The sequence below is a fragment of the Amycolatopsis sp. Hca4 genome (assembly GCF_013364075.1).
Classification (GTDB): Bacteria; Actinomycetota; Actinomycetes; order Mycobacteriales; family Pseudonocardiaceae; genus Amycolatopsis.
Window position 1 is genome coordinate 6,174,171 of the sequence record NZ_CP054925.1, and the last position, 20,530, is coordinate 6,194,700.

A 20,530-nucleotide genomic window follows, 5' to 3' on the forward strand; every position below is an offset into this window, starting at 1 on the left:
GCGTCGCGTCCCCAGGGGTGGTGGGGCAGGTGAAGGAGAGCCGCTAGGGGTTGTGGTCGGCCCTATTCGGCTTTGGCGAGCTCGTGCGCCAGGACGTCGGCGAACGTGAACGTGCCCGTCGGCTGGTCGCCTTCGCCGAGCAGGTACAGGCGCTTGACGGCGATCAGGATGCCCTCCGCGACGATGTCGCGGAACGCCGGGTCGCCGAGCTTGCGGGCGTCGTCCGGGTTCGTCAGGTAGCCGATCTCGACCCGGACCGCCGGGCAGCGGGTGCGGGTGAAGATGTCCCACGACTTGTAGTGCGTGCGGCAGTCGAGCATGCCGGTGCGGGCCGCGACCTCGCGCTGGATGAAGCCGGCCAGCAGCTCGCCCACGGTGGACGTGGTGCCGTTGCCGTTGCCGAAGTGGAAGCTCGCGACACCCTGCGCGCGCGGCGAGGAGTTCTTGTCGCTGTGCAGCGAGAGGAACAGGTCGGCGCCCGCGTCGTTGGCGAACTTGGCGCGCTCCAGCTCGGTCGGGCTGTGGTTCGGGCCGCGGGAGATCAGCGCCTCCATGCCGGTGGCCTTCATCCGGCCTTCGAGCCGCCGGGCGAGGTCCCACGCGATGTCGGCCTCGCGCAGGCCGCCGGCGACCACGCCGAGGTCGTCACCGCCGTGGCCCGGGTCGATCACGATGCGCTTGCCGCGCAGGCGCGGACCGGCCTGGCGCACCTGCTCCTGCTCGCGCAGGAACACGGGGCGCCCGCCCCGGGCCCGCGGCGAGGACAGGCGGTGCAGCTCGCGGATGGTCGCCGGGCCGCAGACGCCGTCCGGCGTCAGGCGCATGTCGCGCTGGAACGTCTTGAGCGCGCGCTCGGTCGCCGGGCCGAAGTAGCCGTCGGGGCGGCCGGCGTCGAAGCCGAGCTCGGTGAGCCGCTCCTGGAGCGTGAAGACGTCGTCGCCGTGCACCGGCGACGAGATCATGAAGGACAGCGGACGGCTGCCCAGGTGGTAGCTGGCGCCCTTGAGCGCCTGGAACGTCGCCGGACCCACGATCCCGTCGGTCATCAGCCCACGACGCTGCTGGAAGGCACGAACGGCGTGCTCGACGGCGACGTCGAACGCGCCGTACTCCTCGTCGGTCCCGGTGACCGGCGGGAGCAGGTCCATCCCGGCCAGGATGGACCTGATCTCGGCGACGTCCGGACCGGCGTCACCGCGGCGGAGTACCCGCATGCACTCCTCGCTCTTCCTAAGGCACCGATTCGGGGGCTCGGTGCGTGGCAGGACTTCGGAAAACCTTCGCTGGGACGAGCCCAGGTCTTCTATTGTGCCTTGCCAACTCTGGGTGACAGCGTAGGCCCGGTCGGTTCGTCAAGGGCCCGATCGTGGAGTACCCCCGGTCGTCGCTGTCACGCTCGACTCAACTCTTCTGGGACAGATTCCCCCGAACGCGACAAACCCGGGACCCGCAGGAGATTCCCGCAGGCCCCGGGTTCGCCGGGCTGGTTCGGTTCAGAGGACGTCGGCGAGGTCCGACAGCAGCGCGGCCTTCGGCTTCGCGCCCACGATCTGCTTCACCGGCTTGCCGCCCTGGAACAGGATCAGCGTCGGGATGGACATCACCTGGTAGTCACGCGGCGTGTTCGGGTTCTCGTCGATGTCGATCTTGGCGATCGTCAGCTTCTCGCCGTTCTCGGCCGCGATCTCCTCGAGCACCGGGGCGACCATCTTGCACGGGCCGCACCAGGTGGCCCAGAAGTCGACGAGGACCGGCTTCTCGCTGGTCAGGACCTCGTCGACGAACGTCGCGTCGGTCACCTTGACGGTGTTGGCCATGGTTTCTCCTTCGAGTGGGTTGAACGCCGGAAAGTCAGTTGGTGCCCGCGCCGTAGCCGCCGCCGACCAGTTCAGCCGCCTCGTGGGCGTCGGCCTCGCCGTGCTCCGCGAGCCATCGTTCCGCGTCGATCGCGGCGCTGCACCCGGAGCCCGCGGCGGTGATCGCCTGCCGGTAGGTGCGGTCGACCAGGTCGCCGGCCGCGAAGACGCCGTCGAGGTTGGTGAAGGACGTCTTGCCCTTCGTCACGACGTAGCCGTCCTCGTCCAGGTCGACCTGGCCCTTGACCAGCTGGCTGCGCGGGTCGTGGCCGATGGCGACGAAGAAGCCCGACACGTCGAGCGTCGACTCCGTGCCGTCCTTGGTGTCCTTGAGCTGCAGGCCTTCGACCTTGCCGTCGCCGAGCACCCCGGTGATCTGCGAGTTCAGCTGCCACTTGATCTTCTCGTTCGCGCGGGCGCGCTCGAGCATGATCTTGGAGGCGCGGAACTCGTCGCGCCGGTGGACGATCGTGACGGACTTCGCGAACTTCGTCAGGAAGGTCGCCTCTTCCATCGCCGAGTCGCCACCGCCGGCCACCACGATGTCGTGGTCGCGGAAGAAGAAGCCGTCACAGGTCGCACAGGCGGAGACGCCGCGGCCGAGCAGCTCCTGCTCCCCCGGCACGTTCAGGTACCGCGCCGCGGCACCCATGGCGAGGATGACCGCGCGGGCGGCGTAGCGCTTGCCGTTCGCGGTGACGTACTTGACGTCCCCGGTCAGCTCCAGCGACTCGACGTCCTCCGCGCGCAGCTCGGCGCCGAAGCGCTCGGCCTGCTTGCGCATCTCCTCCATCAGGTCCGGACCCATGATGCCGTCGCGGAACCCGGGGAAGTTCTCCACCTCGGTCGTCGTCATCAGCGCGCCGCCGAACTGCGTGCCCTCGAACACCAGCGGCTCGAGCTGGGCCCGCGCCGCGTAGACGGCAGCGGTGTATCCGGCAGGACCCGACCCGACCACGATCAGGTTCCTGATTTCCTCGGCAGCCACCCGTTGACCTCCGCTCGTAGTGACCTGTACCAGGCTCAACACGATCGTAGGTGGCCATGTTCCCAGCCGTGACAGCCGCTACTTCTCCCCGACGACCTTGTCGAACAGCACAGCCGGATTTCCGGGTCCGCAGTCGGCGCCGAAGGCCACCAGGCGGAACTGGGCGAGCTTGCCGGTGGTCAGGATGATCATCACCCCGGCCTTGCCGCCGACGTTCACCGGGCGGATGCCCTCGGGGCGCACCTTCGGGTCCAGCCCGGCGGCCGCGATGCACGCGTCCAGGCGGTCTTCGCTCTGCAGCGGGCCGAAGTCGCGGACGCCGATCGCCTTGCCGACCAGTGCCTGAGCGCCGGCGCCGTCGCTGCCGACCGACGGGCCGGTCGGAGCCGGTGCGGCCACGTCCGGCGTGCCGGGCTTGGGCGAGGTGTTCGGGATCGCGACGGTCACGGCGACGACCGCGGCCGCGGCCGCGGTCAGGACGCCGGCGGCCCAGCCGAGCCGCTTGTTCCGCTTCCGCCGCGCCGCCGCGAGGTCCACCACCTGGGCGCCCTGCGGTGCCGGAGCTGCCTGCCGGGGTTCGGGAAAGCGGGCGGCTGCTTCGGCGGCCAGCGCCGCGTCCAGCCGGGCGGCGAACTCCGCGGGCATCCGCGGGGCCGGCGCTTCGGCGAGCGAAGCCAGATCGGACTGCGTGGCGTCCAGGGCGTCCAGGACCGCCCGGGCCTCCGGGTCGGCGTTGACCAGCGGCCACAGCTCGGCCGCCTGCGTGTCGTCCAGGACACCGGCGTGGAGGTCGGCGAGCACGTCGACAGACCAGGGCGGACCGACGGTCCCCCCGATCCCCCGGCTTTCGTCCGTCATCGTCCCTCCCCGCTACCCGGCTGACGCCCGGCCCGTTTGCTTTCGTGAGTTGGGACGTTCGCAATCGCATCGGGGTTCCGCAGGTGCCCGAGAACCTTCGCGAGTTTCCCGCGGCCCCGCGCGCACCGGCTCTTCACCGTGCCCTCGGCGATGCCGAGCATCTTCGCCGTCTCGGCGACGGAGTATCCCTCGACGTCGACCAACACGATCGGGGCACGTTGCTCTTCGGGCAGCTGGTCGAGCGCCTCCCGCACGAGCAGGCTGGTCTCGCGCTCGGCCATCGAGTCGCGGGGTGTGGCGGGCTCGTTGAAGCCGGTCTCCGGCAGCGGGACGGTCGGCCGCGCCTGGCGGCGGCGGATCCGGTCGAGGCAGGCGTTCACCACGATCCGGTGCAGCCAGGTCGTGACCTGCGACTCCGCCCTGAAGTTCCCGGCCGCGCGGAACGCCGAGATGAACGCGTCCTGCAACGCGTCGGCGGCCTCTTCCGGGTCGCGGACCGTGCGCAGGGCCACCGCCCACATGCGGTCGCGATGTCGCTGGACGAGTTCGCTGAACGCATGGGGGTCCCCCGCGGCGTGAGCCGCTATCAGATCCGCATCCGTGGGAGCTGCAGCTGTCACCCGGCAGAGCCTACTGACCCTGTCGGGTGCGTCACCCCGCAGGCAGGAAGGACAGATCACCGATCTGGGTGAGGTACTCGCCGTCGTCGCCACCCAGTGCGGTGATCCAGACGATGAAGTACTTGCCCTGGGTCGGCTGCGCCAGCGCGATCGTCGTCTCGCCGTCCTTCAAGTCGCCGTTGCCGACCACCTTCGTGTCGGCCAGGTCGGGGTTCTTCTCGGTCGCCGAGCGGATCTCGACCTTGGTGCCGGGCGTGCCGGCGTTGATCTTCACCTGGCTGAGGTTGATGTCGTCGGCGAACGTGACGACCAGCCCGACACCGGGCTTGATGGCCGGGAACTGCTGCTTGTACTGCTCGGTCTTCCAGACCGTGCCGGGGTTGCCGTCGATCGCGTTCTTCGCCCGGCCGGTGTTGTCGCCCTTGCCCTCGGGGTTGTAGACGGCGGCGGACTGCGGCTTCACCGGGTCGCCCACCTTGGGAGCCGGCGGCGGGGCGGGCGCGGACGACGACGCGGGCGGCGCGGCCGACTGGCTCGACGCCGGTGGCGCGGCGACGTTGATCGACGGGCCGCTGGCCTTGGAATCGCCCTGGAAGACGTTGATCAGCATCAAGCCGCCCCAGGCGAGGATGACGACGGTCGCGACCACCAGGACGGTGACGCCGAGGGCGAGCTTGCGCCGCCGGGCGACGTCCTTGACCGGCTTCTTCGTCGTCCAGATCGTGCCGTCGGGCTCGGCGACCTCGCCGCCGACGGCCTTGATCAGCTGGGTGCGCTCCTCTTCCTCGGCCACCTGGTCGAGGACGCGCAGGATGGCCGCGCTGGTGCGGATGCCGCCGTTGCCGCCGTCCTCGATCGTGCGGACGGCCAGCGACGACAGGTCGGCCGGGACCGTCGGCACCAGCTGGCGCGGCGGGACGATCCGGCCCTGCGGCGTCATCGGCGCCGCCGGGATCGCGGGCGGGCCGCCGGGCAGCGCCCAGCGGCCGGTCAGCAGCAGGTACAGCACCGCGCCGAGCGCCTTGACGTCGTCGCGCAGCGTGGCCTCCGGCAGCGGGCCGGGGAACGCGAGCTTGAGGGCGCCGTTCGGCGTCAGCCGCAGGCGCTGGGGGTGGTCGAGGCCGAGCACGAGCCCGTTCTGGTGCGCCTGCTCGACGGCTTCGGCCAGCGCCTGCACCATCCGCGCGGCCGCGGCGGGCGCCACCGGCCGCTGCGCGACGAGGTCGACCAGGTCGCTGCCCTTCGTCCACTCCGCGACGACGACGCCGAGCAGTCCTTCGCTCGACGTGATGCCGCTGCCGAGGGCGAGCACGTCCAGCACGCGGGCGACGCCGCCGTGGCCGAACTTCGACGCGTGCGTGGCCCGCTCCAGCGTCCGCCGGGCCAGCCGGGCGGCTTCGGGATCCGCCGGGTCGCCGACCAGCAGGGTCAGCGCCACGTCCCGCTTCAGCTGCCCGTCACGCGCACGCCAAAGGTGCGCGTCGCCCCGCTCGTCCACGCCGAACTGCGCGAGGAGGCGGTAGCGGCCGTCGCCGACCACACGCCCGGGGGCCAGCGATCCGACCTGGGCCCTGCCCACGTGGTTCGCACCCCCCGCCTGTTCGCTCCGCCTCGTGTCCACCCTCACTCGCTCCCGCTCGATCCCCGTCGTCGAGGGTACCCAGAATACGACGCGGGAGTCGTCGCCATCCGTACCGGAATCGTTACCCGCGCTTGATCAACCGGGTGAACCTCGACGTGGCCGGTTTCAGCTCCTCGACCTTCAGCGCCATCAGCACCCCGAACGAGACCACGATCCCCACGATGCTCTGCAGGAAAAGCTTCGCCCACGCCCCCAGTTTCGGGCCGAACGCGTCCGGCACGAGCTGGCCCGCCACCCACGCGGCACCGACGCCGAGCGCGCTCGCCACGACCGTGAACAGGATCACGCCGATCACCCGCTTGCTGCGCAGGTTGCCCAGCGTCACCCACAGCCAGACCTGGCCGAGGATCGCGCCGACCACGAACGTGAGTGCGTTCACCATCATCACGCCGAGCACGACGTTGTCCTCGGACAGCAGGACCGGGCACAGGTACAGCAGCGGGACCTTGACCAGCGTCATCACGATCATGATCAGCGTCGGCGTGCGGGCGTCCTTCATGGCGTAGAACACCCGCATCTGCAGCATCACCAGCGCGTACGGCAGCAGCGCGAACGCCGAGATGGCGAGCGCGTCACCGAGCCGCTCGGCCGTCTCGACCGTGCCCTTGCCGAAGGTGAACAGCGCGATGCCGATCGAGCCGCCGACCACGGTCATCACCGCGGAGATCGGCACGAGCATCACCGTCGAGATCCGGGACGCGTAGGACAGGTCGCCGATCAGCTTCTTGTGGTCGCCGTCGGCGGCGGCACGGCTCATCCGCGGCATGATCGCCGTCAGCAGGGAGACGCCGATGACGCCGTACGGCAGCTGGAAGAGCAGCCACGCGTTGCTGTAGGCCGTCACACCACCGGGTGAACCGCTGGTCAGCACGCGCGTGTTGATCGTGTAGCCGATCTGGCTGACCGCGACGTACCCGAGGATCCACAGCGCGAGGCCGCCGAACTCCTTCATCTGCTTGTCGATGCCCCAGCGCCACTTGAACCGGAACCCGGACCGCAGCAGCGGCGGGACCAGCAGCAGCGCCTGGGCGACGATGCCGCCGGTGACGCCGATGCCCAGGGTCAGCACCTTGGGATCGGTGATCGACACCTGGGTGGTGTTGATGTCCCCGGGCATGATCCAGACGACCAGGATCGTGAAGATGACGACCAGGTTGTTGATCACCGGCGCCCACGCCGTCGGCCCGAAGATCTGCTTGGCGTTCAGCACGGCCGAGAGCAGCGCGAAGACGCCGTAGAAGAAGATCTCCGGCAGCAGCAGGTAGGCGAACGCCGTGGTCAGCGCCGGGCTGGCCTTGCCGGACGAGTCGACGTACAGGCTCGTGAACGCCGGTGCCGCGATCACCGCCACCACCGTGCCGACCAGCAGCAGCGAGAACGCCACGGTGATCAGGCGCTGGGTGTAGGCCGCGCCGCCGTCCGGGTCGTCTTGTGAACGCACCAGCAGCGGCACCACCACGCTGGCGAGCACGCCACCCATCAGCAGCTCGAAGATGATGTTCGGCATCGTGTTGGCGACGTTGAACGAGTCGTTCGCGACGCCCTGGCCGATCGCCGCGACCAGCAGCAGCTTCCAGAGGAAGCCGGTGATCCGGCTGATCAGCGACGCGATCGCCATCCGCCCGGACGCCTTCGCCAGCGACGGCGCCTTGGCCGGGGCCTCCTCCGGCGCCTCCCCGTCCGGCCGGGGCTTGACCAGCGGGCCCTTGAGCGCCGGCATGACCTGGGTGGCCAGCGCGTCGTAGGGCCGCATGACGTCGGGGTCGGCGACCGGCCAGCGCGAGTTCATCGGGACGCCGGCGGTGCGCGGGATGAACCGCGTCGCCTCCGGGTCCGGTGGGCGCTGGACCTGGGTGGCCTCCTCCTGCCACGGCCGGACCGGCGCCGGGCGGCGCGAGCCGCGGCCGCGCGGCGGGACGGGCGTGCCCGGCGGCGGGGTGCCGAGCGCCGGGTTGCCGGGCGGCGGGGTCACCGGCGGGCTGGGCTGCGGGAGCCTGCCCTGGTGGGGAGCCGGGCCGGGCAGGACCGGTTGCTGGCCGCTCGGCGGCGGCGCGACCGGCTGCGCACCGCTTTGCGGCGGGCCGCTTTCGGGTGGGCCCTGCGGGCCGCGCGGGGAAACGACGGGCTGGGCGCCGCTCAGCGGCGAGCCCGGCGGTGGGACGGCCGGTTGCGCCCCGCTGTGCGGCGGCGGGCCCGGCGGGGCGACCGGCTGGGCACTGCTTTGCGGCGGGCCCGGCAAGCCGCCCGGGGAGATGACGGGCTGGGCGCCGCTCAGTGGCAGGCCCGGCGGGGGGACGGCCGGCTGTGCCCCGCTCTGCGGCGGCGGGCCCGGCTGTGCTCCGCCGTGTGGTGGGACGGGCTGGACGCGCGTCGGCGCGGGCCCGGCGTTGCGCGGTGGCTGGCCACCCCGCGGGCCCTGCGGCGGCATCCGGCGCGGCTGGTCGTCGCGGAGGGCGCGATCGTCGTGCGGGCCGCGTTCGTCCCGGGGCCAGTCGTCGCGCGGTCGCTCGCCGCGGGGCGGGAACTCGTCCGCGGCCGGGTGGTCGCCGCGGGGACCGCGCTGGTCGCGAGGAAGGCGGTCGTCCGGGGCGGGCCGGTCGCCGCGCGGGGCGCGCTGGTCGCGGGGCAGTTGGTCGTCCGGGACAGGGCGGTCGCCACGGGGAGCACGCGGGTCGCGGACCGGGCGGTCCTCCGGGCGTTCGCCACGGGAGGCGCGCTGGTCGCGGGCGGGCCCGCCGCCGCGGACCGGGCGGTCGTCGACCGGGGGGCGGTCGGCGCGCGGTGACCGGCCTTCGGGGGGTGCCTGGTCGCCGCGGCGGGGGCGGCCGTCTTCGCGGGCCGGGCGCTGGTCGCGGACCGGTGCGTCGTCGGGCATCGGCATCTGGCGCGTGCGGCCGTTGCGGGGCGGCTGGCGGCGGCCGCGCTCCGGGGGCGGAGGCGGCGGCTGCTGGCGGCGGACCGGCTGCGACCCGCGCGGCGGCCCGTCACCTCGCTGCGGGGGCGGGGGGCCTTCGCGCCGAGGACGACCCGCACGCTCGGGTGGTAAGCCCGGCTCTCTCTCCAACGCGTGCCCAATCCTCGGTGCTCGTCTCCGGTGCCGCGGCCGGGTGCCGCGCACGTGCGGACCAAGGGTAATCGCGAACCGCCCGGAACACTCAAAGGCCGAGCGATCAGGCTACGACGTCACGTCCCGCGCGGGCGTCCTTCACCCTCCGGTAGATCCGCCGGGACGCGAGCAGGAGCAGGGCCACACCTGCGGCTACGGTCGCGATGATGGTGATCGCGCCGTACTCGGTGGACGTCAGCTCGAACCGCGCGGGCGACCCGAGCTGGGTACCGGTCGGCGTGCTCAACGACACATCCACGCTGAACCGGCCGGCCCGCAGCGCCTCCACCGGCAGGAAGTAGTTCTTGCCGCCGCTGGCCGGGAAGAACCAGTCCTTGGCCTCCTCCGGGCGCAGGCCGGTGTTGTTGTCGAGGCTGAACCGGGCGTTGATGCCGACCGGCAGGTCGTTGCTGACGTACACCGGCAGCGGCGAGTTGCCGGACGCCAGCGCGATGGTCTGCTTCGGCTGCGAGACCGTCACCCGGCCGCTGATCGCGGCCAGCTCGGCCTGGGCGTTCGTGGTCGCCGCGTCCGCGGGCAGCCCCCGCCACGCCGTCGACGCACCGCGCAGCTCGGCCAGCCGGACCGGCTCGACGACGTCGTCCGGTTTCACCCGTTTGGTGGGGTCGAGCTGCATCGCGGACGCCAGCCCGGTGGCCTTGTCGTCGAGGTCGGCCAGCGTCGAGACGACAGCGGCGTCGATGCTCCTGGCCGGGTCCGGCCCGCCGTCGCCGACCGCGCCCGAGGCCTCGGGGGCGGCGGCGAGCAGGGCTGTGAGCCCGGTCGCGGTGACCAGGCCGGCGTTCAGGAAGTCGCCGACCTGCTGCAGGTAGGCGGTGAACTCCCCGGCCGAGGCGTCCCAGCGCCGCGGCGGCGCGACCAGCAGGTGGTCCGGCCGCTGCCCGCCGGTGACGCCCAGCCCGGCGCGGAAGGCGAGCGCGCCGAGCCCGTTCTGGCTCGCGACCGCCCGCTCGGTCGACGCCGGCACGGTGACCGAGCCGGGCACGGTCGGCACACCCGCCAGCGCGGCGGAGATCAGCGAGTCGGTCGGCTGCAGGCGGACGCTGCTGCCCTGCACGGTGAGGCCGCCACCGGCCGCGGCGGGCGCGAGCTTGCCCGCGTCGGTGAGCACGGTCCGCACGCCGGCGTCGCTCAGCGCGGTGAGCACGGCCGCGCTCGGCGTGCCGTCCGGCCAGAGCACGCCGGTCTGCGGGGTGACGCCGGCCACCTGCTGGACGGTCGCGGCGCCGGCCGCCGCCCGGGTGACCAGGCTGGTGTCGCCGGGCCGGATCCGGGTGAGCGCGTCGAGGTCGGCGTCGGCGAACGGCAGCGCCACCACGCAGCGGCCGCCGACCAGCGCGCGCAGCTCGGTCAGCCACGCCTTCGCGGCCTCGACGCCCTTGCCGTCGACGTTCCCGGTGTCGGTGTGGACGAGGTAGCCGCGGGTCATCGCGTCGACGGTGGCCAGCAGGTCGGGGTCGAGCGCGAAGCACATCGACTTCGCGAGGTTGGCGTTGCTCCGCGCGGTCGAGGCGGCCGAGGTGACCAGCGCGTTCAGCCTGCCGTCCCCGCTGATCTCGTCGGCCAGCCGGTCGTCGGCCAGCACCACCGGGTTGCCGTACGGCGCCGCGTAGACGTGCGGGACGTTCCCGGTCAGCGGCCAGAGCAGGGTCATGCTCGGCGCGCCGCTCCGGTTGGTGGCCTGCTTGCCCGGACCGGTCAGCACCGGCATCAGCATGCTGACCGCGCCCAGCCGCGCGGCCCCGCCGAACTCGGGCGTGCCGTTGACGTTGACCAGCAGCGGGTAGACGCCGGGACGGGCGAACCGCTCCGCCCGCGGCCCGGTCAGCGGCACGGTGACGTTCAGCGGGGCGCTCTGGCCCGGCTCGAGGACGTCGGCGACCGGCGTGAAGTCGGTCAGCGGGGTGTCCTTGACGACGGCGCCGGACAGCACGTCGCCGACCCCGCGCTCGGTCGTCGCCCGGTCCCCGACCTGCAGCCGGACCTGCGGCTTGGTGATCCGGCGGTCGCCGGTGTTGGTCACCGTGCCGGTGACGGTCAGCGCCGTCGACGACTGCGTGATGACCCGCGGGCTCAGCCCGGCGAGGTCGATGCGCAGGCGCGCGCCCTCCTGCGCCTGGGCCACGGTGGCCCCGGCGAGTGCGGGGACGGCCAGGAAGAGGACGGACAGGAAGGCTGCGGCGAACCGCTTCACTCGGGGGCTCCCTCAGGGGCGTGCTCGTCTCGTCCTGGGACGTCCGGGCGCGCGAAAAGTTCTGTGAGTATCTGACTGGCCTTCCGGACGAGCTTGCGCTCGTCGGAGTAGGCGAGTTTGGTCTCCAGCTCGGCCAGCGGGACCCAGGCCACCTCGGTGACCTCGACGTCTTCGTCGGACAGCTCACCGCCGAGCGCTTCGAGCAGGAAGTGGTGCACGGTCTTGTGGATGCGCCGCTTCTCGGCCACGAACCAGTAGTCGATGGTGCCCAGCGGCTGCGTGACGCGCGCGGAGATGCCGGTTTCCTCCTTCACCTCGCGCACGGCCGTCTGTTCCACCGTCTCCCCGTCCTCGATGTGGCCCTTGGGCAGCGACCACAGCAGTCTGCCGTGCCGGTCGAGCCGGCCGATCAGCACCGCCTGCTCGCGCTCGGCGTCCACCACGAGGCCACCGGCCGACGTCTCGTCGACCGTGGTCAGGCGCCTGCCGCGCTGACGCCTGCGCCGCCTGCGCGGCTTTGAGGCGCCGGGGCGGCCGGCTGATCCAGACATGCTGCGATGCTAGAGCAACCGGTTGCCCCGGTAGGCTGGCTCTCCGTGTCCGTGTCCGGCGGTGCCTGCAGCTATCGCACCTGGAACGTAGTGGGATTTTCGTGAACGACGTGGTCGAGGAGCAGGTGGTGGGGCTGATGGAGGTCTCGCCACTGGCGGAGGAGCTGGCGGAACGGTTCGCCAGGGCGGGGCACCGCCTGTACCTCGTGGGCGGCAGCGTCCGCGACGCACTGCTCGGCCGGGTCTCCCCCGATCTCGACTTCACCACCGACGCGCGGCCCGACCGGGTGCTGAAGATCGTCAGCGGCTGGGGCGACGCGGTCTGGGACGTCGGGATCGCCTTCGGCACGGTCGGCGTGACGAAGAAGGGCATGCAGCTCGAGATCACGACGTTCCGCGCCGACAGCTACGACCGCGTCGGCCGCAACCCCGAGGTCACCTTCGGCGACAGCATCGAGGGTGACCTGCTGCGCCGCGACTTCACGGTCAACGCGATGGCCGTCGAGCTGGCGTCCAAGACGTTCATCGACCCGTACGACGGGCTGAGTGCCCTGCGCGAGCGGGTCCTGGACACCCCGGCGACGCCGCAGGAGTCGTTCGCCGACGACCCGCTGCGGATGCTGCGCGCCGCCCGGTTCGCCGCGCAGCTCGGCTTCACCGCCGCGCCGCGGGTGGTCGACGCGATGACGTCGATGGCCGAGGAGATCGACCGGATCACCGCCGAGCGGGTGCAGGCCGAGCTGTCGAAACTGCTGCTCGCGGCCGATCCGCGGCCGGGCCTGGAGCTGCTGGTCGAGACCGGGCTGGCCGACCGGGTGCTGCCCGAGGTGCCCGGGATGCGGCTGGCGATCGACGAGCACCACCAGCACAAGGACGTCTACCAGCACTCGCTGACCGTGCTCGCCCAGGCGATCGAGCTGGAGAAGACGCACGAGCCGACGTCGGAACCGGATCTGATCCTCCGGCTGGCGGCGCTGCTGCACGACGCCGGCAAGCCGGCGACCCGGGAGTTCCAGCCGGGCGGCGGCGTCAGCTTCCACCACCACGAGGTGGTCGGCGCGCGGATGGCCCGCAAACGTTTGCGGGCGCTGAAGTACTCGAAGGAGATCGTCGACGACGTCTCCCAGCTCGTGTTCCTCCACCTGCGGTTCCACGGCTACGGCAAGGGCGAGTGGACGGATTCGGCGGTCCGCCGGTACGTCACCGACGCCGGCCACCTGCTGACCCGGCTGCACAAGCTGGTCCGCGCCGACTGCACCACCCGCAACCGCCGGAAGGCGGCCGCGCTGCAGGCCACCTACGACGACCTCGAAGCCCGGATCGCCGCGCTCAAGGCCAAGGAGGACCTCGACCGCGTGCGGCCGGACCTCAACGGCGAGCAGATCATGGAGCTGCTCGGCCTCAAGCCGGGGCCGGACGTCGGGAAGGCGTGGAAGTTCCTCAAGGAGCTCCGCCTGGACCGCGGCCCGCTGGAGCACGACGAGGCGGTCGCCGAGCTGAAGAAGTGGGCCGCGGAAAACGGCGTCGGGGACGCGTGAGCCGTGGCGGGCGGGGGCAGCTTCCTGGTGGCGCTGCTGAGGCGCGGCGCCCCCGCGATCGCCACCGCCACGAGTGAGCTGCCCGACGAGATCGCCGACCCGGCGCCGATGCACGCGCTGCGGCGCATCTCGCGGATGTCGGGCCCGATCGACCCCACCGAGCGCGACGGGCTGCTGCTGCGCGCGACCCGGTACGTCGTGCTCATCCCGCTGGCCTACCGGCTGCTCGCGGTGCCGGGCCAGTTCGGCGTCTACGTCCTCCAGCGCGGCACGACCGGGCTGCTGCCGGTCGCGGTGTTCACGCTGCTGTCGGTGGCGCTGAACGTCATCGGCCTGCGCTGGATGTTCCGCTCGGCGCCGTTCCGCGGCCGCGACGCCGGGAAGCTGCTGGCCGTCGACCTCACCTTCACCGTGCTTTCGCCGCTGGTCATCGCGCTGACCGTGCCGACGGCGGCGTACTTCGACGCGCTGGCGGTCACCAGCGTCCACCTCTACGGCGAGATCGGCCTGCTCACGCTCGCGCTGGGCCTGCCGAGCGGCGTGGTGTTCGGCCTGCTGAGCTTCCCGCTCCGGATGCTGGCGAACTGGCTGAACACCGGCGGGTTCCGCGTCGGGGCCGCCTTCTCGACGTACTCCGTGCTGCTCGCGGAGCTGTTCCTGGCCACCGCCGCGCTGGTGCTGACCGGCCTCGGCACGCGCCTGGCCCTGGCCTACGGCACGCGCAACGGGCGGCTCGCCGAGCGCGCGCAGCAGCACCGGAGGCTGCACGACTCCGTGCTGCAGACCCTGGAGGCGATGGCGCTGCCCGTCCCCGGCGACGCCGAAGAACGGCTGGTGGAGATCCAGCGGCTGGCGCGGGCGCAGGCGATGGAGATCCGGCACACGATCGAGTCGGCGGCGTCCGAGCAGGCTGAAGCCGGCGCACGGCCGCTGGGCGAGAAGCTCGCCGCGCTCGCCGCCGAGATGGCCCGTGACGGCCTGCGCGCCCAGCTCGTGGTGGCCGAGCTGGACGACGACACGCTGTCGGAGGTCCGCCAGATCGCCATCCGGGACGCCGTCCGCGAGGCGATGCGGAACACGATGAAGCACTCGGGCACCGACCGGGTCGTCGTCCGGGTCGAGGAGCGCGACGGCGGCATCGCGGTGATCACCCGCGACCACGGCAGCGGGTTCAGCGCGGCCGACCACCCGGCCGGGTTCGGCATCAGCGAGTCGATCACGGCACGGCTGGCCGAAGTCGGCGGGACGTCGCTGGTCGAATCGGGACTCGCCGGGGGCGGCACGCGAGTGACGTTGTGGGTCCCGTTCTGATATGTCCTGAACATGACCTCGATCGAGCCGCTCGCCGACGCCCTCGCCGCCTACCGGTCCGGTGACCGCGACCAGGCCGCCGAACTCGCCGCACAGGCCGGGCGCGCCGGCTCCACGCTGGCCGACGAACTGCGGGCCTACCTGGCCGGCGACGGCTCGGCACCGGTGTACGACCAGCCGAGCGCGTTCACCGCGTTCATCCGCGGCGGCGGCAACGTCGAGCTGTACCGGGCGCTGAGCGCCGCGCTGGCCGCCCGGTACGACAGCGCGAAGCCGGAGTCGCTGCTCGACCTGGGCTGCGGTGACGGCCTGGCCGTGGTGCCCGCGCTGGAGCAGGCGTCGCACCTCCCGCCCCGGATCGACCTGGTCGAACCTTCGGCCGCGCTGCTCGAAGGCGTCCACGAGCGGGTGCCGTCGGCGCAGTGCTGGCAGTCGACCGCGCAGGACTTCCTGGCCCGCGACGACCTCGGCTGGGACTTCGTCCAGTCGACGTTCGCGCTGCAGTCCATCGAGCCGGAGCAGCGCGCCGAGGTGCTGCGGGCGCTGCAGCCACGCACCGGGACGCTGGTGCTCGCCGAGTTCGACGTCCCCGAGTTCGAGGAAGGCTCGCCGGAGCACCTCCGCTCGCTCGTCGAACGCTACGAGCGGGGCGTGGCCGAATACGGCGAAGACGCTTCGCTGGTCGCCCAGGGCTTCCTGCTGCCGGTGCTGCTCGGGATCGTCTCCGGGCAGCAGCGGACCAACTGGGAGCACCCGGCCGCGGTGTGGGCCGAGCAGCTGCGGACGGCGGGGTTCACCGAGGTCGGCGTCGAACCGCTCGCCGACTACTGGTGGTCGCCCGCCGTCCTGATCACTGCCTGCTGAGCGAGCCCGTCTCGACGTGCTGGGCGAGCGGCCGCGGCAGCAGGTACGCGACCGCGCCGCCCGGCATCCCGCCCCACGGCGCGGCCACGCCGGTCAGCACGCGGATCGCGCGCTGCACCCGGTAGAGCCGCTTTTCGCGTTCGCGTTCGAAGGCCAGCGCCGTCTCGACGAACCGCGTGCCCTCGGCGTGCACCAGGTTGCCGGTCTCGTTGCCGAACCGGACGACCGTGGTGCCCGGGGCCAGGGTGATCAGCCGCTTGCCGCGGTAGAAGTTCAACGGCGGCTCGCCGCGCATCGGCAGCACCGGCCAGTCGGCGGGCTGGTCGGACTCCTCCGCCGGCCGCGGCGGCAGCATCAGCAGCACGCCGAGCAGGAACCGGGCGGCGTCGCCGAGCGAGCCGAACGCCACCGGCTCGTCGGACGGCGGCCGCGAGACCTCCCAGCCGTTCTCGGCGCGCCGCAGCGTCCAGACGCCCTCGGCCGGGATCTCGTTGGCGCCGATCCGGTAGGCCGCCGCCGGCACGCCGTGCTCGGCGAGCCGCTGCTGGAGCAGCTCCAGGACCTCGGCGCCCCGCAGGTTCCGCACCTGCTCCCCGCGGGCGACCCGGGTCAGTGCGCGCTCGTCCGGCAGGTCGGCGGCTGTCTGCGGCGGCCGCGGCTGGCCGAGGACCTCCGCCTCCGCCGTCGCGCGGACCAGCTCGCCGACGAACGGCGGCCGGAACCCGGCCGCCCGGATGTGCTCGACCAGCTCCGGCTCCGGCGGCACGCCGTACTTGCGCAGGTAGTGCGGCACGGCGGCGGGCCAGATCCAGGTGCCGTCGGTGTGGAAGGCGTTCGGCACGTCCGGCTTCGCCCCCGGCCCGCCGAAGATGTCCGGCAGCGGCGCGGGCCGGTGCAGCGCCACCGGCGCCCGGAACAGGTAGTCGAGCAGGCCGCGGACCTGGTCCGGCGGCACCGGCGGCCGGTTGACCACCGGGCGCTCACCCTCGACGTGCGAATCGACGACCCGCGCGCTGCGGAACACGACGTCGAGCGGCATCCCCGCCTTCGCCGTGAGCCACGGCGGCAGGTGCTTCGGCGTCCGCGGGAAGTTCGCCAGCTCCAGCTCGTAGGCGGCGGTCGACGGGCGGCCGCCGTCGTTGGGCGGCACCCGCCAGTCCGGCTCGCGGTCGGCGTCGAAGTCGAAGTCGAACTTCGACTCGGCGTCCAGCGTGAACGTGCCCTGGAACCAGGTTCCGGCCTCGGGCTGGAACATCGCCGCCCGCAGCCGCGCGAAGAGCCCGCCGAGCCGGGGCGCCGCGGGCAGCGAGACCGACACCGGGCCGTCCTCGTCGCCGACCGCGCGGACCTCGATCTCGGCGTAGTCGCCGACCTGCCGGAACTGCGCGCCGACCCGCGCCCAGCCACCGGGCACGGTGTGCAGCAGTGTCCGGCCGATGGCGCGCAGCAGCGCGTTCTGGTCACCGGCGCCCGGCTGCGGGCGCGCCTCCGGCGTCTCGGTGAAGTCCAGCCGTGTCTGCCACAGCGCCGTGACCTGCTTGGCAGGCACGGTGACCGAGAAGTCGGTCAGGCCCAGCTGGGCCGCGCGGGCGGCGTCGTCGCGGACCCAGCGCAGGGTCAGCTCCGGCCGGTCACCCGGCGCGACCTCGAAGACCTCGCCGTCGTACTCGGCGAAGGTGCGCAGCGTGAACGTCGACGGCACCTCGCTCGCCGGGACGACCTTCGCCGGACGGCCGTCGAACTCCTTGTCGAAGCCGTCCGGCGCCTCTTCTTCCGGCAGCACCGACAGCAGCACCGTGCCGTCCGTGGTCGACCGCTGCGCGCGGAAGGTCCCCTCGCCCCATGTCGCATACAGGCCGTCCGGGCGTTCGGCCACCTCTACCCGGTAACGCACGTTTGTCCTCCCCGTCCCCAGTAGCCCCAAAGAACCTAGTCGACCGGGTACCGAGCGAACCACCGGTCGTCGGCCGGCGCATCCGGGCCGAACTCGGTGAGCGCGTCGTCCGCCAGCCCGACGATGACTTCGCGGAGTTCCAGCCGGTCGAGCCAGCTCTGCCGCAGGGCTTCCTCGCCGTACATCGCGCCGACGAGGTTGCCGCAGACCGAACCGGTCGAGTCGCTGTCGCCGCTGTGGTTGACCGACGCGAGCAACGCCGAATCGGCGTCCGTGGTGGTCAGTGCGACGTACACCGACATCGACAACGCCGTCTCGCCGACGTTGCCCTGCCCGAGCCGCTCCAGCTTCTCGGGCGTCGGCGGGCCCTCCATCGCCAAGGCCGCGTCGAGCGCCGCCTCCTGCTCTTCGTGCCCCGGGTGCTTCACCAGCTCGGCCCGCGCGGTCGCGACCGCGTCGAGCAGCGGCTTTCCGTGCAGCAGCTCGTGCACGATCACCGCGAAGCAGCCCGACGACAGGTATCCGCTCGGGTGGCCGTGGGTCAGCGCCGCGCTCTCCGCGCCCAGCCGGAACACCTCGGCGAGGTCGTCCGACCACAGCGCGATCGGCGCCGCCCGCATCACGCCACCGCAGCCCTTGGAGTTGTTGACCGGCCGCTCGATGGTGCCCCGGACGCCCGAGCGGCCGTACGCCTCCAGCTCGCCGAAGCAGGTCAGGCCCGGTGCGCGGCGGCTGAACAGCTCCTGGTGCGTGATCAGCCAGCCGTCGGCCGCTTCGGCCGTCGACTGCGGGCCGCGCGCCCGGTCCCAGGTGACGCCCTGGGTGTGCAGCCAGCGCTGGTAGGCCAGCTGCAGCGAGTGGACGACGTCCGCGGACCCGGTCCGGCGCAGCTGGGCGTGCGCCCGGATGAGCGCTTCGAGCGTGAAGAGCGTCATCTGCGTGTCGTCGGTGATCCGGCCGACGCCGCCGTACGCGGGGATGAAGTCCGTGATGCCGTCCGGCCCGGCGATCTCGCGGATCCGGTCGATCGAGTCGAACTCCGTCTTCGCGCCCAGCGCGTCGCCGATCGCCCCGGCCAGCAGGCTGCCCCGAAGCCGCGATCGCATGTCCGGTCCCTTCGGTTCGGGGGTGAACCGGCCGCTCGGGTACCGGCGCTCCCAGCGTGCGTGCTCGGCGGTCTCCGTCCGGAGGCCGTTGCGGTTGAAGTACCAGAAGACGTCGCTGGCGATGTCGTCCAGCAGGCCGAGGTCGGGCAGCTTGCCGGCCGACAGCAGGCCAGGCACGCCGACCCGGGCCCCGACCAGCGCGCCGGCGATCGCGCCGGCCACCGGGCCGGACCGCGCGGCGAGCCGGATCGCGGCTTCGGGGTCGTGGCCGCGCTTGGCCGCGGCGAACAGCGCGCGGCCGAGCACCGACCGGACGCTCCGGCCGTCGCCGATCGACTCCAGCTGCGTCACGTCGTCCGCCTCGCGGTCCGCGCGCAGCGCCAGCGTCGACGTCGCCAGATCACCGCCCACCTCGTGCAGGCGGACGTGCACCGGCAGCGCGAACGCGTCCCGCGTCAGCAGCGCCTGGAACAGGGAGATCAGCAGGTCGACGCCCTCGGTGACCTCGGCGCCCGCCGCGCTGCCGGTCAGCTCGCGGGCGACGTCCTTCGCGTACTGCTCGCCGTCGACGTCCGCCACGGCGACCGCGCCGGCCGGGGTCGCGGCCAGCGCCGTGGCCAGCAGTGCGGAGAACTCGGCGGGCGCGGGGCCGGCGTGCCGGGTGGCGACCGCGAGCCAGCCGACCGGGTCCGGCTCGGGCAGCGTCGCCGGGACCTCGCCGGTCGGCACCGGCGGCAGGCCGCGCAGCACGATGTCGGTGTGGAACAGCAGGTGCCGGGTCAGGCCGCCCAGCGGGAGCTGACCGACCGGATCCGCTCCGCCGCCGAGGGCGTCACCGATCGCGAAGCCGACGTACGCGCCGAGGATCCGGTGCCACGCGAAGCGGTCGGCGAGCGTGCCGAAGGCGGTGAACTTCCCGAACGTCCAGGGCACCGGCCGCGGCCGCGCGTCCTCGTCGACGTGCGCGATCAGGCCGTTCGCAGCCAGGTCGGCGGGCCATTCCGGGGCTTGGCCTGCCCGGCGGCGGACGCCGTTGCGGTACTGCCAGGCGAACCCGCGCAGGTACCGGACGCACTCGCTCGGTGTCAGCTCGAAGTGGTGGTCGCGGGCCTGGTCGAGGGCGTACCGCAGGTGCCGTTCCAACAGGTCGGGCGGCTCGACGCCGAACTCCGCGACCAGCGCGGGCAGCGCCTCGGCGACCTCGGGCCCGGCTTCCGGCGCCGGCTCCACCACCCGCGGCCGGGCCTCGCCGCCGGTCGTCCCCAGCTCGGCCGCGGTGAGGCTGCGGACCAGCCCGGTGCCGGGGTCGAGCGTCAGCCCCGATGACGGCGGCAGGTCGCGGACCGGCACCCGCCACCGGCGCGGGTACCGCCCGGGCACCTTCGCCGACGAGCTGTAGGCGATCACCTCGCGCTCGCGAGTGCCGGGTACGGGACGCAGCAGCGGCTCCCCGGATTCGAGCAGCGGCACCAGGACTTCGCAGTCCCGCAGCGCGCGGACGAACTCGGCGCGGCCGATCCAGTTCGCGGCCAGGTAGTTCAGCAGCTTTTCGGCGTCGGTCGCAGGCACCGGGAACCCGCGCCAGACCGGGCCGGGCGCGTACTGCTCGTTGCGGCGGTACTCGCCGTCCGCGCCGGTCCAGCCGCGGACGGCCCGGACCGGGAGGTCCAGCTCGGGGAACGCCTTCTCGTCGAACTCGGGGTCGACGTCCGGCCGCCACGCGGCTTCGGCGGGCGTGCTCGCCATCGCCGCCTGGTCGTACCGGATCTCACCCTCGTCCGGCACCAGGACCACCGGGCCGGGGAACAGGCCCGAGCCGATGTCGGTGCCGTCCAGGTAGCCGGCGGTGTTGACGGTGAAGCGCCAGCCGTCCGGGCGGCGCGTGGTGAGCTCCGGCCGGATCCGCAGCCGGTCGCCGCCGGGCCGCGTGCGCAGCCACTCCCGCGCGCGGGTGACGGCTTCCTCTTCGTCCATTCTCCCC

At 73.0% G+C, this 20,530-nt stretch carries 15 protein-coding genes; 4 read left to right on the plus strand and 11 right to left on the minus strand.

The window, feature by feature from the left end; all coding sequences use genetic code 11:
• Positions 1–62: 62 nt before the first annotated feature.
• The 7 genes from HUT10_RS27520 to murJ form a co-directional block, all read right to left on the minus strand.
• On the minus strand, positions 63–1,214 hold the full coding sequence (locus HUT10_RS27520; protein WP_176173848.1) for an N-acetylmuramoyl-L-alanine amidase: 1,152 nt from the start codon (positions 1,212–1,214) through the stop codon (positions 63–65).
• Between the two features lie 279 nt (positions 1,215–1,493).
• A complete protein-coding gene (gene trxA, locus HUT10_RS27525) occupies positions 1,494–1,817 on the minus strand; it encodes a thioredoxin (RefSeq protein WP_003082899.1) in 324 nt (107 codons plus the stop codon).
• A 34-nt stretch (positions 1,818–1,851) separates the two neighbouring features.
• Positions 1,852–2,844 (minus strand): thioredoxin-disulfide reductase, encoded by a 993-nt coding sequence (trxB, locus tag HUT10_RS27530; protein WP_176173849.1) that lies wholly within the window; start codon positions 2,842–2,844, stop codon positions 1,852–1,854.
• A 78-nt stretch (positions 2,845–2,922) separates the two neighbouring features.
• The gene (locus tag HUT10_RS27535) at positions 2,923–3,702 is read right to left on the minus strand and encodes a hypothetical protein (RefSeq protein WP_176173850.1); all 780 of its coding nucleotides are present in this window, start codon (positions 3,700–3,702) and stop codon (positions 2,923–2,925) included.
• Positions 3,699–4,322 carry an RNA polymerase sigma factor SigM gene (gene sigM / locus HUT10_RS27540; protein ID WP_086841008.1) on the minus strand — a complete coding sequence of 208 codons (624 nt, stop codon included), beginning with the start codon at positions 4,320–4,322 and terminating at the stop codon, positions 3,699–3,701. Before sigM ends, HUT10_RS27535 begins: the two co-directional genes overlap by 4 nt.
• Positions 4,323–4,353: 31 nt before the next feature.
• On the minus strand, positions 4,354–5,901 hold the full coding sequence (locus tag HUT10_RS27545; RefSeq protein WP_254897059.1) for a protein kinase family protein: 1,548 nt from the start codon (positions 5,899–5,901) through the stop codon (positions 4,354–4,356).
• A 124-nt stretch (positions 5,902–6,025) separates the two neighbouring features.
• Positions 6,026–7,753, minus strand: coding sequence for a murein biosynthesis integral membrane protein MurJ (murJ, locus tag HUT10_RS27550; protein WP_254897493.1), 1,728 nt, complete (start codon positions 7,751–7,753; stop codon positions 6,026–6,028).
• A gap of 213 nt (positions 7,754–7,966) precedes the next feature.
• On the opposite strand from murJ, the gene HUT10_RS27555 reads away from it, so the two are divergent.
• Complete coding sequence (locus HUT10_RS27555) at positions 7,967–8,749, plus strand: hypothetical protein (protein ID WP_176173853.1); 783 nt, start codon at positions 7,967–7,969, stop codon at positions 8,747–8,749.
• Between the two features lie 385 nt (positions 8,750–9,134).
• Here the strand turns inward: HUT10_RS27555 and HUT10_RS27560 are convergent, their stop codons facing one another.
• Positions 9,135–11,285 carry a DUF6049 family protein gene (locus HUT10_RS27560; RefSeq protein WP_176173854.1) on the minus strand — a complete coding sequence of 717 codons (2,151 nt, stop codon included), beginning with the start codon at positions 11,283–11,285 and terminating at the stop codon, positions 9,135–9,137.
• Entirely contained in the window at positions 11,282–11,836 is a 555-nt protein-coding gene (locus HUT10_RS27565) for an NUDIX hydrolase (protein ID WP_176173855.1), read from the minus strand. Before HUT10_RS27565 ends, HUT10_RS27560 begins: the two co-directional genes overlap by 4 nt.
• 101 nt (positions 11,837–11,937) lie before the next feature.
• On the opposite strand from HUT10_RS27565, the gene HUT10_RS27570 reads away from it, so the two are divergent.
• The 3 genes from HUT10_RS27570 to HUT10_RS27580 are packed head-to-tail and all read left to right on the plus strand — an operon-like array spanning position 11,938 to position 15,549.
• Positions 11,938–13,374 (plus strand): CCA tRNA nucleotidyltransferase, encoded by a 1,437-nt coding sequence (locus tag HUT10_RS27570; RefSeq protein WP_176173856.1) that lies wholly within the window; start codon positions 11,938–11,940, stop codon positions 13,372–13,374.
• 3 nt (positions 13,375–13,377) lie between these two features.
• On the plus strand, positions 13,378–14,685 hold the full coding sequence (locus HUT10_RS27575) for a sensor histidine kinase (protein WP_176173857.1): 1,308 nt from the start codon (positions 13,378–13,380) through the stop codon (positions 14,683–14,685).
• A 12-nt stretch (positions 14,686–14,697) separates the two neighbouring features.
• Positions 14,698–15,549: a class I SAM-dependent methyltransferase gene (locus HUT10_RS27580; protein WP_176173858.1), complete on the plus strand. Its 852-nt coding sequence runs from the start codon at positions 14,698–14,700 to the stop codon at positions 15,547–15,549.
• Here the strand turns inward: HUT10_RS27580 and HUT10_RS27585 are convergent.
• Together HUT10_RS27585 and HUT10_RS27590 are read right to left on the minus strand one after the other, a co-directional pair.
• The gene (locus tag HUT10_RS27585; RefSeq protein WP_176173859.1) at positions 15,536–17,443 is read right to left on the minus strand and encodes a TNT domain-containing protein; all 1,908 of its coding nucleotides are present in this window, start codon (positions 17,441–17,443) and stop codon (positions 15,536–15,538) included. The two genes, HUT10_RS27580 and HUT10_RS27585, sit on opposite strands and share 14 nt — an antisense overlap.
• Positions 17,444–17,478: 35 nt before the next feature.
• The gene (locus HUT10_RS27590; RefSeq protein ID WP_176173860.1) at positions 17,479–20,523 is read right to left on the minus strand and encodes an ADP-ribosylglycohydrolase family protein; all 3,045 of its coding nucleotides are present in this window, start codon (positions 20,521–20,523) and stop codon (positions 17,479–17,481) included.
• Positions 20,524–20,530 lie beyond the last annotated feature (7 nt).

Coding starts and splice junctions, on each gene's coding strand:
- HUT10_RS27520 (WP_176173848.1), bottom strand. CDS start 1,214: ATGCGGGTACTCCGCCGCGGTGACGCCGGTCCGGACGTCGCCGAGATC.
- HUT10_RS27590 (WP_176173860.1), bottom strand. CDS start 20,523: ATGGACGAAGAGGAAGCCGTCACCCGCGCGCGGGAGTGGCTGCGCACG.
- HUT10_RS27565 (WP_176173855.1), bottom strand. CDS start 11,836: ATGTCTGGATCAGCCGGCCGCCCCGGCGCCTCAAAGCCGCGCAGGCGG.
- HUT10_RS27535 (WP_176173850.1), bottom strand. CDS start 3,702: ATGACGGACGAAAGCCGGGGGATCGGGGGGACCGTCGGTCCGCCCTGG.
- trxA (WP_003082899.1), bottom strand. CDS start 1,817: ATGGCCAACACCGTCAAGGTGACCGACGCGACGTTCGTCGACGAGGTC.
- HUT10_RS27580 (WP_176173858.1), top strand. CDS start 14,698: ATGACCTCGATCGAGCCGCTCGCCGACGCCCTCGCCGCCTACCGGTCC.
- murJ (WP_254897493.1), bottom strand. CDS start 7,753: ATGAACTCGCGCTGGCCGGTCGCCGACCCCGACGTCATGCGGCCCTAC.